Raw genomic sequence first — 14,470 nt, forward strand, 5'->3', positions numbered from 1 at the left:
TTATGGCAAGGCAAGAGTCAAGAAGTTTTCAGCGATTTTACGTTTCTTTACACAGTTTGGTTTTATTGTGTTCACTTACTTAGTTCAGAACAAATGAGAATATTAATTAAAAGGGAAAGTCTCAATAGTATCTTTTAACTCTTGAGAAATATCTACTGCTGTTTGTAAAGATTGGGAAACTTGACGCGAATTATGAGTATTATGTGCTGATGCCAGAGTAATATCTTTAATAGTTTGACTCACAATTTGTGATGTTTGAACTTGAGATTGAGTAGAACTTAAAATTAACTGGACTAAGGTATCTACTTGCTGGGATACATCAACAATTTGTCGTAAATTATCTTTGGCCTTTTCAATAATATTCCTGCTTTGGGTAACTTGATTAGTTCCCGTTGTCATTGTTTTTAATACTTCACCTGTTTCTCGTTGGATTTTGACAATTATTTCCTCAATTTCTTGAGTAGCGGCGGCACTTCTGGCGGCTAATTCGCCAACTTCTTCAGCTACCACGGCAAAACCTTGACCTTCCTCTCCGGCTCTTGCAGCTTCAATTCCCGCATTAATTGCTAATAAATTAGTTTGCATGGAAATTTGATTGATTATAGAAACCACACGGGAAATTTGTTGAGAAGAGTCCCCTAAACGTCTTACTTTTTTAGTAACTTCATCAACTGTTTCTTGGACACAGAAAATATTTTCCAGTGTTAAATCCATATCTGCTCCAGTTTTAGTGGCTGTATGGTTAGCATCATTAACAATGGTGACAGCTTGCTGTGCTATATGAGCGATAGATTGAATAGCAATGGTCATATTTTCAATAGTTTCTAAGCTTTGGTGCATTTTTTCAGGTTCTATAATTGCCTCTGTGGTGAATTTTTCTAAATAAACATTTACTTCACTAATAGCTTGTTGAATTTGATTGACAATTGGCTGAATACTATCCTGGAAATTCTGGATTTCTAGGGAGTCTTGATGAATATTTGTTTGACTATGAGATTTCAATTTTCTGATCTCTACTAGCAGATGAGATTGTTCTAAAGCATAGCCAATTTGTGTAGCAATTTGGGTTAAGAAATTAATTTCTCCAACTTGCCAAACATGAGGATGATGACAATGATGAGCAATCAAGAATCCTTGAATTTCTCCATGACTTAAAATCGGTGCTGTTAAACTACTTTGTACAGAAAATTTCTTTAACCACTCAATATAACTACTGGTTAAATTTACCTCTTGTTTAATGTTTGATATGGCCTCAAATTGATTACTTTTCCCAAGTTCTCGCCAGTGAGAATCATTGTTATAGACACCGAGCATTTTTTGACAATCATCAAGTACCGATTCAGCAATTACTTTGACAGATTGCGTTTTCCGATGGAGTTTATAAACGATGACTCTATCTGTTTTGAGAACATGAATAACTTCAGAAATTGCTGTTTGATAAATAGCTTCGGACTGAAGATTTAGCCGAATTTTTCTAGTCACCTCTAGCAGTAATTTTAGCCATTCAATTTCTCTTTCTTGATCTTCTTGTTTGTTGACTACGCTTAGATGTATTTGCTCTTGAATTTCCTGAGCTTTTCCTATAGACGTATTCGCAATTTTAGCATTAATCCGCTGACTTAACCAAGCTACAAGCAACGTCATTAATAATGCAATTAATGATGTTGTACTAGCAGTTAAGGTTAAAAATTCTCTTTGTTGCTTAAAGGCGATCGCTGTATCTTTTTCTATGATTAATTGCCACTTGCTCTCTGGTAAACCTGATATCTTGGAAAATGGTATATAAGTAATAAGTTGCTGGTTTTGATTATTTTTGGCAATGGCTGTAAATGTATCAATATTTTTGGTATTCAAGACATTAGTTAAACTCGGATATATATTTACGAGTTTTTCACCAAATATATCTTGATAGGAACTAATTAAAATTTTTCCTGCTGCATCTAAAAAATAATATTGATTATTCTTATCTATATAACCTTGTATTACTTTTTTTAAAGCCTTCAGAGGTATACGGGTTCTGACTATACCAATAGTATTACCCTCCACTGCATCCTTAATTGGTGCAGCTATATAAATCACTGTACCGATATTTTCAACTATTTCTGGTTGACTAATAATAGGAGTATTTTGTTTAACTACATCTTGAAAATAGATAAGTTGTTTTTCTGGACTTAAAGACTCTCCTGATGATTGCATCATCACTTGTCCATTCAGATCAAATATGGCTACACTATCATAAACATTACTATTTTTGATCAAGCTATCTAAGGAGACTTGTGTTTCTATATTAATTGTGCTAATTGTGCTGGGATCAACTTTGGATATTTGCCTAGATTTTTCTACTATTGCTTTTTCTATATCTTGTATCGGACTTGAAAAAGATATATTAGATAGGATCTCAATATCTCCATAGCGTTGTCCAATAAAGTTATTAACTTTATCACTTAAATTAATTGCTGTATTTTCTTGGGATGTAATAATTTGCTTTGTAATTAACTGACTACCAAACATATAAGCGATCGCCCCAGTTCCCACAACTGGTAAAGTACCAATAGTGATAGACAAAATTATAGATTTGGTACTTAACTTAAATTGTCGCAAATATTCTAATCTCTCATACCAAGACCTCTGATGACTGGAACTTTTTCCTCTATTATCAATAACTTTAGTTGGAGAAATTAAAGATGCTTGATTTTGAGAATTGCTACTTTGTTTGATATCAGTCTTATTCAACATATATTCCTCGCACCATATCTATAAAATAAAAAGTTACCATTTTTTCTGAGTATTAATTATTAGTTAATACAAAAAACATCTGAACTTAAAATATGTACTGCATTTAATACCAATAAAATTTCTTCTTGTTGTACCACACAACCACATAAGTAAGGTACTAAACTAGATGCTACTTGTCCCACAGGGGAACGGATATCATCAGCGATAAACTTGGTTGTACCTTTAATTTCTTGAACAACTAAACCTAAAATCATTGATTCTATTTGAATAACAATAATATTATACTGACGCAATCGGTGGTCAAGACATTCTAGATTAAACATCCTCGGTAAATCAACCACCCAAATTATATGACTACGCCAATTCATCAATCCTAATATACAAGCAGGCATATTCGGAATAGCCGTAACCGATGTCACAGGTACAATAATTGCTTCCTGCGTATGAGCAATAGATAAAACAGCACCAGTTTGTTGATTAAGTTGAAATTTGAGATAGCCATCTTCTCGACTATTATGTATGGCTTGATGGTTAAAGTCAATTTGCAACTTTTTCATAAATAAATATTATTAAAATTAGTTTATTTTCCTTTTATGGGATAACCATAAGTTTCCATAATCCATAAGAGGATGTTTGAAAGGTTTCCGGCGATTAGAAATCGCTACTACACAAACAAAGTCCACCTGCGTGGACTAAGGAAAAATCAAGGTCTTTGAAGCCACGAAGGTGGGTTTCGTCTGTGTGGTTCCGCTACTTCTAGTCGCCCTTGCAAGTAATAAATCAGACTTTTCAAACACCCTCTAACTTTCTCCCATATTACCTTACCTGTGCCAAGTATAGGGTAGGATTGTCTCTTCCAGAACCGAACTATGGCTTACGCGACGCTATCAGTTCCGGGCGGATTATGTTTAGAATGAAACAGCCCTGGTTATATTCTCTATTTTCTCTATCTCATATTTTGCTTTTTCTCCGCTTTAGGATCACGATTAGCTACAGCGGCTAATTCCGCATCCATTAAGGTTTTTCCGGTGGCTGCTAGGTAAACATCATCTAAACTAGGACGAGATTGAGCAATGCCAAAAATTGGTAAATTGGCATGATTTAACGCCTGTTGAATCGTGATTAAAACGTCATTTTGCGGTGTAACTACTAAATTTAGGGAGTTACCCTGGGCGCTATTGATGATGATTTCTTGGACAAAAGGTAAGGCTGCTAACAGGTTTTTGGCGGTTTCGGCTTCTTCTAGAGGTGAAAATTCACGGATTCTTAAAGTGATGCGATCGCCCCCCACCTGATCTTTTAACTGAGAAGGTGTACCATTAGCAATAACTAAACCTCTATCAATAATTGCCACCCTGTCAGCTAAAGCATCAACTTCTTCTAAATAATGACTGGTAATTACCACAGTAGTTCCCCCAGCCCGTAATTGCCGCAAGAAATTCCAGACTACAACCCGGCTTTCAATATCCAGTCCTACCGTTGGTTCATCTAATACCAACACATCAGGGGCATGAAGTAAACCAGCCGCTAAATCTAGCCGTTTGCGTAAACCACCGGAATAAGTTCCAGTTTTTTTATCTGCGTATTCTTGTAACCCCAGCAAATCCAAAATAGTATTAATTCGCTGTTTAATCACCGCACCAGGAAGGTGATACAGCGCCGCTTGTAATTGGAGTAACTCCCGTCCAGTTAGCACCTTATCCAAAGCTACTTCTTGGGCTACATAACCCAGCTTTTGCCTAGCCAATTTGGGGTGCTTTAAGACGGAAATACCAGAAACTTCAATTTTCCCAGTATCAGGCGTTGTTAGGGTACATAAAGCCCGGAGAGTGGTCGTTTTGCCAGCCCCGTTAGGTCCAAGTAACCCAAAAATTTCTCCAGGTTGGACTTGAAAGGAAACATCCTGGACTGCAACTACATTACCGTAGCTTTTTTTCAGATTTTCGATCAAAACAGCGGCAGTCATGACAGCTATAATCCTTAACTATACAATTCGCAATAATCTATTTTTCATTGTACAAGTTAGGCGATCGCCATGATGAGTTGAATATTTCATTTTCAGATAATTTTCAGCACAGATTTAGCCAAATAATCAACTATAGGGATAAGCTCATCTCTATCGTTATTAACGCTAATTTATCTTTGTGATGATAGTCCACCTGACACCGATAACATTATTAAACCCATTCAGGATGCACTCAATGAGTTAGTTTATGAAGATGATGGACTAATATCAGATGTAGAGAGTCATCGTCGGTTTTTATCTGAGCCAATTGATATAACAAATTTACCTTTATTATTACAGGAAGGTGTCATCATTGGCGAAGAGTGTGTTTATGTCAAAGTAAGTGAATCTCAAACATTGGAAAAATACTTATGATAGACAATACTAAGAGTTTACATGATGATAAAGTTGAATCTTTGATCAAGAAGTATCGTGATCAAGGATTTACTGTTATACAAAACCCGAAAGCAGATCAATTACCCTTTGATTTGGATAATTATCAACCCGATATTCTGGCTACGAAGAACGAAAATGAATCTGGTTTAATAATTGAAGTAAAAACCAGCATTAGTCCAGTTTCAGTTGAGCGTTTACAATCTGTAGCGGAAGAAATTAGTAGACATCCGGGCTGGCGTTTTTTATTAGTGACACTTGAAGATATACAAGCAGAATCATTACCAGGAACATCGGAAGAACTACCTTCCTGGGAAGAAATAATTGACCATTTTAGTCAAGTTACCAAGCTTATTGAAAATAATAATATTGAACCTGCTTTTCTTTTTCTCTGGAGTATTTTTGAAGGAGCATTAAGAAAAAGATCATTGGATATATCAATTCCTATTGAACGTTTACCATTCATAAAATTGCTAAGATCAATGTACTCTTTCGGAGAGTTATCAATTTCTGAATTTGATAGTATTCAAGCTTACTTAGAAAAGCGTAATCGTCTGGCTCACGGTTATATTCAGAAGCTAGATTCGGAGATTTTACATACCTTTATAATGTTGATTGTTAAGTTATTGGGAGAATGGATTTCTAATATATCTGAGAACCGAAAAATAGCAGTTCTACAGGTTTTCAGGCAAATTATGGTTAGTATGACCGAAAATATTAAGGAAACCACAGCACAAAGAAATCAGAAATTTCAAGAAATATTAGTTTCTGCGTTAAACGACGAACCAACAGAAAAAAAAGATGAAATATTTGCAAAGATTAAGCACACATTGGAAAAAGTAGAAGGAGGAACTAATTTTTTCAATGAAGTTCAACACTTATCTGATGAGTATTGCGATCTTTCTACTGACTCTAAAAATCAACAGCCAAACAAAAATGAAATAGTTTTGGATGATAACGCACAAATAGCACTTGATGCTTTACAAACTCAAGAGAAAGAAAAGATTAGTTATGCTATTAGTTGTCTAGAAAAATTTCCTGATTGTTCAGAAGTTGAAGTTTCTAAACTGAATGCAAGCTCAGATAATGATTTTATTGCCAAGGTAGGAATATATCGAATTATTTTTGAAGTTCAACCTAAAAAAGTAACTATTATTGATATAGTTAATTACAAACGGATTGAAATGTTATATGGATTATTAGAAAAGGCTAAAGTATGAGAGGTCTCTAGATTTTAACATGGATTTAGTCAAATTATTGATTGGTTTTGGAGAATTGATGATTATAAGAATACTACTCAATTTCGTTCTATTTTTGGAACTGAGAATATAGAATATCAGGGTATTATTGTTATAGGTAGAGATGAGTTCCTTAGTGAGCTTGAAAAAGCTAGATTGAAATGGCATTTAAATAGAGTTGTAGTAGACTCACGCAAAGTAATTTGTAAAACATTTGATCAATTAGCTAGAGATACAAGAAATAGACTTTCACGGTATCCAAAGATTTTATAAAATTACTAAATTTCTACTCTTGCGCTCTTCTTTGCGCCTCTGCGTCTCTGCGTGAAATAAAAAATCATATAAAAACACCCAACTAAAAACATGGAACTATACTTAATTCGTCATGGTATCGCCGAAGAACATCAACCGCAACTAAAAGACGAAGAACGACAACTCACCCCAGAAGGAAGACAAAAAACCGAGAAAGTCGCCCAAAGATTAGCACAGCTAGAATTACACTTTGATCTCATTCTCACCAGTCCCCTAATTCGCGCTTATCAAACAGCAGAAATACTCATTGCGGCTGGACTGAGTTCCCAATTAGAAACATCAGATCATTTGAGCTTGGATGGTAATATTCAAAATTGGTGGCAAGAATGGCTTCAACCCAGAAAATATCCCCAGAAAACCAAACTAGGATTAGTCGGTCATGAGCCTAGTTTAAGCCATTGGGCAGAAATTCTCCTGTGGGGAGAAGCAAAAGAGAGCCTCATCCTCAAAAAAGCAGGTATGATGGGAATAAAACTACCAGATGATGGTCTAGCTTGGGGTCGTAGTCAAATGTTTTGGTTGACATCACCCAAGTACCTGCTGTAATAGTTGTTGCATCTGCAATTATTGTGGTGAAAATAGTCTCTGGTAAGTTAGCGTGAGCAGATATTTTACAAAGTAAATGGTGTTGCCATGACGGTATGCGAATACAAGCCTGGTTTAGAAGGCATTCCCGCAGCCCAGTCGAGTATTAGTTATGTAGACGGGCAGAAAGGAATTCTAGAATATCGTGGTATCAGGATTGAGGAATTAGCCGAAAAAAGTACATTCCTAGAAACTGCATATCTGTTGATTTGGGGTGAATTACCAAACGAGGAAGAACTAAAAGCATTTGAGCATGAAGTTCTCTTCCACAGACGCATCAAATACCGCATTCGGGACATGATGAAATGTTTCCCTGAAAGTGGTCATCCGATGGATGCACTTCAAGCCTCGGCTGCTGCTTTAGGTTTATTCTATTCTCGTCGGGATTTACATAATCCGGTCTATATTCGGACTGCGGCTGTGCGTTTAATAGCGACGATTCCCACAATGGTAGCAGCATTCCAGTTAATGCGAGAAGGTAATGACCCAGTTAAGCCTAGAGATGATTTAGGCTATGCGGCTAACTTCCTGTATATGCTCAACGAGAAAGAACCTGATCCTTTAGCAGCCAAAATCTTTGATATCTGCTTAATTCTTCATGTTGAGCATACAATGAATGCTTCTACCTTTAGTGCAAGAGTCACAGCTTCTACATTAACTGATCCCTATGCTGTCGTTGCTAGTGCAGTGGGTACATTAGGTGGTCCATTGCACGGTGGAGCGAATGAAGAAGTAATTCAGATGTTGGAAGCGATCGGTTCTGTAGAGAATGTTGTCCCTTATGTGGATGATCTTCTCAAACGCAAAGCTAAAATTATGGGCTTTGGGCATCGTGTCTACAAAGTCAAAGATCCCCGTGCGACAATCTTACAAGGCTTGGCAGAGCAGTTGTTTGAGAAATTTGGCTACGACGAATACTATGAAATTGCCGTAGAAATGGAACGGGTAGTTTCGGAAAAACTAGGTGGCAAAGGGATTTATCCTAATGTTGACTTTTATTCCGGTTTAGTGTATAGGAAGATGGGAATTCCTACGGACTTGTTTACACCAGTATTTGCGATCGCTCGTGTGGCTGGTTGGTTAGCACACTGGAAAGAGCAACTGGTAGAAAACCGGATTTTCCGTCCTACCCAAGTTTACAACGGTCGTCATGAAGTCGCTTACACTCCCATTGACAACCGTTAACTATGGCAGTGGACAAGGTGGTTAGAATATTCTGAAAATCTCTAAGTCAGCAATGACAAGGTTTTTACTGTTGCCTCTTGCCTCTTGCCTCTTGCCTTCTGATACAACAAACAACTCAACTCTAGATTTTGGATGTTCAATTCAAGTCCTCCGATGGACAGATTGATAACTGTCATATCTACCATCAAGGCTTGTAGTCCAAAATCACAACTCCCTCCAATTAACAGATTTACAACAGCAACCAAGGGCAGAAAATCAGACAATTTGGATACAATAGACAACCGTTGCTAACCTGGAAGCGGCTAGTACAACACGGCGTAAATAAATCAACCATTATCAATCGCCAAAAAGCTTGCTCAGTATTAGTTTTGACTTTTGACTTTTGACTTTTGACTTCCGCCTTGCGGTACTAGTCTGTCTTGTTTGATGACTTAATGGCGAAACTTTTGCCCATTTTCCCCACTCACCAATCATCAATTCCCAATCCCAACCATAAGTAGAAGTTGTCTTGTGGAGTCTCATGGAGAAAACCATCCAAGGATATACTAAACTCATGACTTGGCCAAGGTATGGAACTGCAATCCAGCATCATCTCAGCAGAGATTATTACTAAAGCTGAAGGACAAAAGATTGAAGATGGAAGTAATTTCATCCTTCATAGTTCATCAGAACGTTGACTTAAAGAGCAGCAAACATGAATCCAGGAATTGACCTTCAAGGAACTTTTATTCAATCTGTCAAGGACTTAGGCGTACCTCCAGGCGCAGCCAAAGCCCTATGGATGCCATTACCAATGGTGTTGATGCTCATTGGGGCTACAGTAGGTGTTCTAGTTGCCACATGGCTAGAACGGAAAATTTCCGCGGCGGCACAGCAACGGATTGGGCCTGAATACCAAGGACCATTCGGATTATTAGTGCCTGTGGCAGATGGTCTGAAACTGGTATTCAAGGAAGATATCATCCCCGTCAAAGCCGATCCTTGGCTATTTACCATCGGACCAATTATTGTCGTTTTGCCAGTATTTCTGTCCTATTTAATTGTGCCATTTGGACAGAATATCATTATTGCTAACGTCGGCATGGGTGTGTTTTTATGGATTGCCTTATCCAGTATTCAGCCCATTGGGTTATTAATGGCAGGTTATGCCTCTAATAATAAATACGCATTGTTGGGAGGGTTGCGGGCAGCAGCGCAGTCCATCAGTTATGAAATCCCTTTGGCACTGAGTGTACTAGCGATCGCCATGATGTCCAATAGTCTTAGCACCGTTGACATCGTCAATCAGCAATCTAACTTTGGTATTCTCGGCTGGAACATTTGGCGACAACCATTAGGTTTCGTAATCTTTTGGATAGCCGCCCTAGCAGAATGCGAGCGCCTACCCTTTGACTTACCAGAAGCCGAAGAAGAACTAGTCGCAGGGTATCAGACCGAATATTCAGGCATGAAATTCGCCCTCTTTTACCTCAGTTCCTACATCAACCTGGTACTGTCTGCCCTATTAGTAGCAATTTTATACCTTGGTGGTTGGCATTGTCCTATCCCCCTGGAGATGATCACTGGTTGGTTAGGAGTCAGCGAAAGTGACCCAGCCATTCAGGTAGTCACGGCGGTGATAGGCATTACCATGACCGTGATTAAAGCCTACTTACTAGTATTTCTTGCCATCCTCATTCGTTGGACAGTACCACGAGTACGGATTGACCAATTGCTAGACTTAGGATGGAAATTTCTCTTACCAATAGGCTTGGTAAATCTCCTCTTAACCGCCGCCTTCAAACTAGCCTTTCCCGTCGCCTTCGGTGGGTAATGGCTAAGGGGTAATGGGTAATGGCTAATAGGTAATGGCTAATGGATCAGTATTCTACCAATTACCAATTACCAATTACCAATTACCAATTACCAATCACCTGACAAAAGTAGAGTCATAAACAATGTTAAAGTTCCTCAAACAAGTTGGTGATTACGCCAAAGAAGCAGTCCAAGCAGGTCGTTACATTGGTCAAGGATTATCTGTAACTTTTGACCACATGAGACGGCGACCTGTTACCGTCCAATATCCCTACGAAAAATTAATTCCTGGTGAAAGATTTCGCGGTCGCATTCACTATGAATTTGACAAGTGTATTGCTTGTGAAGTCTGTGTGCGCGTTTGTCCCATTAATCTTCCTGTCGTTGACTGGGAAATGGACAAAGGCACGAAAAAGAAAAAGCTCAAACACTACAGTATTGATTTTGGAGTTTGTATCTTCTGCGGTAATTGTGTGGAATACTGTCCCACCAACTGTTTATCCATGACAGAAGAATATGAACTAGCCACTTACGATCGCCATGAACTTAACTACGATAGCGTAGCCCTGGGACGTTTACCCTATAAAGTTACAAACGATCCAATGGTGACACCACTCCGCGAACTTGTTTACCTCCCTAAAGGCGTAATGGACCCTCACGGAGTCCCCGCCGATGCCCCCCGTGCAGGTTCTCGTCCAGAGGACTTAGTAGAAAGTGGTAATGGGTAATAGGTAATGGGTAATGGGGAATCAAAAATTTTTTCCAATTACCAATTACCAATCACCAATTACTACGCAGTATTTATTAAACATCAATAAGGATAGAAAACAGTGAATCTAGCAGAAGGAGTACAGTCTGTATCACTTGGCATTCTTGGTGTAATGATGATTGGGACAGCACTCGGTGTAGTGCTATTCTCTAACATTGTTTATTCCGCCTTTTTGCTGGGAGGTGTATTCATCAGCATGGCGGGAATGTACCTATTGCTAAATGGTGATTTTGTCGCATCAGCACAAATCCTAATTTATGTTGGTGCAATTAACGTTTTAATTCTGTTTGCCATTATGTTGGTAAACAAAAGACAGGATTTTTCACCATTGCCTAGTGCGGGATTACGAAAAGTATTTACAGCTTTAGTCAGTTTTGGACTATTTGCGCTTTTAAGTACAATGGTATTAGCTACACCTTGGGCTTATACAACCAATCCCGTAGTTAGTCAAAATTCCATCGTTGTCATTGGCGAACATTTCTTCAGCGACTTTTTGCTACCCTTTGAATTAGCTTCCGTCCTCTTGCTAATAGCGATGGTAGGCGCAATTATTTTGGCGCGTCGGGAATATCTCCCTGACCAAGTACCAACCACTGATCTACAACAAACAATTTTAACCCTACCAGAACGCCCCAAAGAACTCATCTCCGCTGGTAGCACCACTACAAATGCCGAATAGCAACTGGAAAGAGATATCAAGGTTAAAAAACTTCTGTCTTTTGCCTCTTACCTCTTGCCTTTTGCCTCTTGCCTCTTGCCTTTTGCCTATTCCTTGACAACCGACAATCATGCAACTCCAATACTTTTTATTACTAGCCGCAGCTTTGTTTTGCATTGGGATTTATGGCTTAATTACCAGTCGGAACGCAGTGCGGGTACTCATGTCAATTGAGTTATTGCTAAATGCCGTTAATCTAAATTTAATGGCATTTTCCAACTTTCTTGATTCAACCTTAATTAAAGGTCAGGTTTTTACCGTTTTCGTGATTACCGTCGCAGCAGCAGAAGCAGCAGTAGGTTTAGCGATCGTTCTGACTATTTATCGCAACCGCGATACCGTTGATATGGAGCAGTTTAATCTTCTGAAGTGGTAATAGTTAGTGCAACTCAAGCAGGTAATCATTGCTTATAAAGCCCGAGATCCCCAGAGTAAACGCTGGGCCGAACTCTGTGCTAAACAACTAGAAAATCGCCAGTGCCAAGTATTGATGGGACCTAGTGGTCCAAAAGATAACCCCTACCCGGTTTTTTTGGCCTCTGCTAACCAACCAATTGATTTAGCGTTGGTACTCGGTGGTGATGGTACTGTTTTAACTGGCGCTAGGCATTTAGCAGCAGCCGGGATTCCCATTCTCGGAGTCAATGTAGGCGGTCATTTGGGGTTTTTAACCGAGTCAGTAGATGAGTTTCAAGATCCAGAAATAGTTTGGGACAGGCTATTGGAAGATCGTTATGCTATCCAACGGCGGATGATGTTACAAGCAGCGGTATATGAGGGGACTGGATCAAATTTAGAACCTGTAACTGAAAGTTACTTAGGTTTAAATGAGTTTTGTGTCAAACCCGCTTCTGCTGACAGAATGATTACCTCAATTCTAGAAATGGAAATTGATGGTGAAATAGTAGATCAATATGTGGGAGATGGGTTAATTATCTCTACTCCCACAGGTTCTACTGGTTATACTGTTTCTGCCAGCGGACCAATTATTCACGATGGGATGGAAGCAATTACCATCACTCCCATTTGTCCCATGAGTCTTTCTAGTCGTCCTCTGGTTTTACCCCCTGGTTCGGTGGTTAGTATTTGGCCTTTGGGCGATTATGATTTAAGCACCAAACTCTGGATGGATGGTGTTTTATCTACTTCCATTTGGCCAGGACATCGTGTTGATGTGCGAATGGCTGATTGTCGCGCTAAGTTTATTGTCTTACGGGCAAATAATTCATATTATCAAACATTGCGGGAGAAGTTACTTTGGGCGGGAACGAGAGTTCGTTACAACAATAATCACCGCAATTGATGTTTATGTTTATTTTCTAAACTTTCACCCCGTCACGCTCGTAATTCTCAATCAATTCTCGCCCCCAATTGCAATTTATTTGGGGGTTTTTTATCTCTACTCTTACTGGCATTATTCAGAATAATGGGACTGTTTTTGTTGGGCAATCTATAAATCTCAAGTAATTTTTCAGCAAACCCTATCTACACAAAAAATGCAAAAGATCGTCTAATTAGATACAATTTATGAACATTAGAAGAAGTTTTGGAGAATAATATGGTCTTATTAAAAGGCTTTGAGATTGAGATGTACACTGGTACACCTCAAGGTGACATTGTGGGACTATCGGACAAAATTATGTCCGATTTAGATGGATTTATGCGTGAACCGGATAGCCGGAATGTAGAGTACATAACTCAGCCACATACTAATTATGATAGTTTGCTGTGTGCTTTATTGCGTCCTAGAAAGACATTGCGGAATTATCTCCAAGGTTTAGATAATTATACTTTGATACCGGGTAGCACATTATCTTTGCAAGGAAGCCAACGCTTTTTCCGTTCTGACCCCACGAATCCCTATCATGATTACATTGAACAAACCTATGGCACAAAGGTAGTTACAGCCAGCGTCCATATCAATGTTGGTGTCAGTGACCCAGAGGTATTAATGCGTGCCTGTCGGGTCATCAGAATGGAAGCACCTCTATTTTTAGCTATGAGTGCCTCTTCTCCTTTCCTGGATAGTAAAACCACTGGTTATCATTCCACTCGCTGGGGATTATTTCCCCAAACTCCCAATCATGTCCCCTTATTTGCTAGTCATGCGGATCATATTCAATGGGTAAATGAACAGTTAGCGTCTGGGACAATGCAAAATGTCCGGCATTTGTGGGTATCAGTGCGTCCAAATGGCGATCGCCGACCTTATGATCTCAATCGCTTAGAATTGCGAATTTGTGACTTAGTGACAGATCCTATTGCCTTGTTAGCGATGACAGCACTGCTAGAAGCGCGGTTAATCCAAATTATTGACAACCCCAGTATTGATCCTTTAACTCAAAGCCCATTTTCTCCCGAAGAACTGATTACCTTAACCAGAAGCAACGAAATGGCTGCCGCCACTAACAGTCTGGATGCAAGATTACAGCGATGGCAAGATGGTAGCAGTATCCTGGCTAGAGATTGGATAGCACAAATCTATCAAGAAGTTTGGAGTATCGCCAAACAACAGGGCTTTAGTTGTTTCTTATCCCCTTTACAAAAAATCCTGCGCGAAGGCAACGAAGCTCAACAATGGCTACAACTGCATAAAATAGGCGTTGATATTCAGCGTGTAATTGCTCAAGCTATTATTGCCACCCAAGAACGGGAAGCCGAACTAGAAAGCAAACTATGTTCATCTGTGAGGCAATAGGCAATAGGCAAGGGGCAATAGGCAAGGGGCAATAGGC

General features: G+C 39.0%; 14 protein-coding genes. 11 read left to right on the forward strand and 3 right to left on the reverse strand.

What is annotated here, in order from left to right:
* Positions 1-102: 102 nt before the first annotated feature.
* The 3 genes from PN471_RS11860 to PN471_RS11870 all read right to left on the reverse strand — a co-directional run bounded on the left by PN471_RS11860 (position 103) and on the right by PN471_RS11870 (position 4,702).
* Positions 103-2,736: a methyl-accepting chemotaxis protein gene (locus tag PN471_RS11860; protein WP_271777018.1), complete on the reverse strand. Its 2,634-nt coding sequence runs from the start codon at positions 2,734-2,736 to the stop codon at positions 103-105.
* A gap of 59 nt (positions 2,737-2,795) precedes the next feature.
* Positions 2,796-3,293 (reverse strand): chemotaxis protein CheW, encoded by a 498-nt coding sequence (locus tag PN471_RS11865; protein ID WP_193893007.1) that lies wholly within the window; start codon positions 3,291-3,293, stop codon positions 2,796-2,798.
* A 389-nt stretch (positions 3,294-3,682) separates the two neighbouring features.
* On the reverse strand, positions 3,683-4,702 hold the full coding sequence (locus tag PN471_RS11870; protein WP_271777019.1) for an ABC transporter ATP-binding protein: 1,020 nt from the start codon (positions 4,700-4,702) through the stop codon (positions 3,683-3,685).
* A gap of 168 nt (positions 4,703-4,870) precedes the next feature.
* On the opposite strand from PN471_RS11870, the gene PN471_RS11875 reads away from it, so the two are divergent.
* From PN471_RS11875 to gshA, 11 genes are all read left to right on the forward strand, one after another.
* On the forward strand, positions 4,871-5,116 hold the full coding sequence (locus tag PN471_RS11875) for a RusA family crossover junction endodeoxyribonuclease (RefSeq protein ID WP_271777028.1): 246 nt from the start codon (positions 4,871-4,873) through the stop codon (positions 5,114-5,116).
* Positions 5,113-6,354 (forward strand): hypothetical protein, encoded by a 1,242-nt coding sequence (locus tag PN471_RS11880; protein WP_271777020.1) that lies wholly within the window; start codon positions 5,113-5,115, stop codon positions 6,352-6,354. Before PN471_RS11875 ends, PN471_RS11880 begins: the two co-directional genes overlap by 4 nt.
* 33 nt (positions 6,355-6,387) lie before the next feature.
* Positions 6,388-6,645 (forward strand): Shedu anti-phage system protein SduA domain-containing protein, encoded by a 258-nt coding sequence (locus PN471_RS11885; RefSeq protein ID WP_271777029.1) that lies wholly within the window; start codon positions 6,388-6,390, stop codon positions 6,643-6,645.
* A gap of 90 nt (positions 6,646-6,735) precedes the next feature.
* The gene (gene sixA / locus PN471_RS11890; RefSeq protein ID WP_271777021.1) at positions 6,736-7,230 is read left to right on the forward strand and encodes a phosphohistidine phosphatase SixA; all 495 of its coding nucleotides are present in this window, start codon (positions 6,736-6,738) and stop codon (positions 7,228-7,230) included.
* Between the two features lie 87 nt (positions 7,231-7,317).
* On the forward strand, positions 7,318-8,454 hold the full coding sequence (locus tag PN471_RS11895; RefSeq protein ID WP_271777022.1) for a citrate synthase: 1,137 nt from the start codon (positions 7,318-7,320) through the stop codon (positions 8,452-8,454).
* Between the two features lie 694 nt (positions 8,455-9,148).
* On the forward strand, positions 9,149-10,267 hold the full coding sequence (nuoH, locus tag PN471_RS11900) for an NADH-quinone oxidoreductase subunit NuoH (RefSeq protein ID WP_168643844.1): 1,119 nt from the start codon (positions 9,149-9,151) through the stop codon (positions 10,265-10,267).
* 124 nt (positions 10,268-10,391) lie between these two features.
* On the forward strand, positions 10,392-10,976 hold the full coding sequence (gene ndhI, locus PN471_RS11905) for an NAD(P)H-quinone oxidoreductase subunit I (protein ID WP_168643843.1): 585 nt from the start codon (positions 10,392-10,394) through the stop codon (positions 10,974-10,976).
* 102 nt (positions 10,977-11,078) lie between these two features.
* On the forward strand, positions 11,079-11,696 hold the full coding sequence (locus PN471_RS11910; RefSeq protein ID WP_271777023.1) for an NADH-quinone oxidoreductase subunit J: 618 nt from the start codon (positions 11,079-11,081) through the stop codon (positions 11,694-11,696).
* Positions 11,697-11,805: 109 nt separating this feature from the next.
* Positions 11,806-12,111, forward strand: coding sequence for an NADH-quinone oxidoreductase subunit NuoK (nuoK, locus tag PN471_RS11915; RefSeq protein WP_015080280.1), 306 nt, complete (start codon positions 11,806-11,808; stop codon positions 12,109-12,111).
* Between the two features lie 6 nt (positions 12,112-12,117).
* Positions 12,118-13,038 carry an NAD(+) kinase gene (locus PN471_RS11920; RefSeq protein ID WP_271777024.1) on the forward strand — a complete coding sequence of 307 codons (921 nt, stop codon included), beginning with the start codon at positions 12,118-12,120 and terminating at the stop codon, positions 13,036-13,038.
* Between the two features lie 255 nt (positions 13,039-13,293).
* Complete coding sequence (gene gshA / locus PN471_RS11925; RefSeq protein ID WP_271777025.1) at positions 13,294-14,433, forward strand: glutamate--cysteine ligase; 1,140 nt, start codon at positions 13,294-13,296, stop codon at positions 14,431-14,433.
* Positions 14,434-14,470: the final 37 nt, after the last annotated feature.

Source organism: Aphanizomenon sp. CS-733/32, assembly GCF_028330045.1.
Classification (GTDB): Bacteria; Cyanobacteriota; Cyanobacteriia; order Cyanobacteriales; family Nostocaceae; genus Dolichospermum; species Dolichospermum gracile.

Bases quoted from the DNA above. Each gene is read 5' to 3' on its own strand.
- PN471_RS11860 (WP_271777018.1), bottom strand. From the start codon at position 2,736: ATGTTGAATAAGACTGATATCAAACAAAGTAGCAATTCTCAAAATCAA.
- PN471_RS11865 (WP_193893007.1), bottom strand. From the start codon at position 3,293: ATGAAAAAGTTGCAAATTGACTTTAACCATCAAGCCATACATAATAGT.
- PN471_RS11870 (WP_271777019.1), bottom strand. From the start codon at position 4,702: ATGACTGCCGCTGTTTTGATCGAAAATCTGAAAAAAAGCTACGGTAAT.
- PN471_RS11880 (WP_271777020.1), top strand. From the start codon at position 5,113: ATGATAGACAATACTAAGAGTTTACATGATGATAAAGTTGAATCTTTG.
- sixA (WP_271777021.1), top strand. From the start codon at position 6,736: ATGGAACTATACTTAATTCGTCATGGTATCGCCGAAGAACATCAACCG.
- PN471_RS11895 (WP_271777022.1), top strand. From the start codon at position 7,318: ATGACGGTATGCGAATACAAGCCTGGTTTAGAAGGCATTCCCGCAGCC.
- nuoH (WP_168643844.1), top strand. From the start codon at position 9,149: ATGAATCCAGGAATTGACCTTCAAGGAACTTTTATTCAATCTGTCAAG.
- ndhI (WP_168643843.1), top strand. From the start codon at position 10,392: ATGTTAAAGTTCCTCAAACAAGTTGGTGATTACGCCAAAGAAGCAGTC.
- nuoK (WP_015080280.1), top strand. From the start codon at position 11,806: ATGCAACTCCAATACTTTTTATTACTAGCCGCAGCTTTGTTTTGCATT.
- gshA (WP_271777025.1), top strand. From the start codon at position 13,294: ATGGTCTTATTAAAAGGCTTTGAGATTGAGATGTACACTGGTACACCT.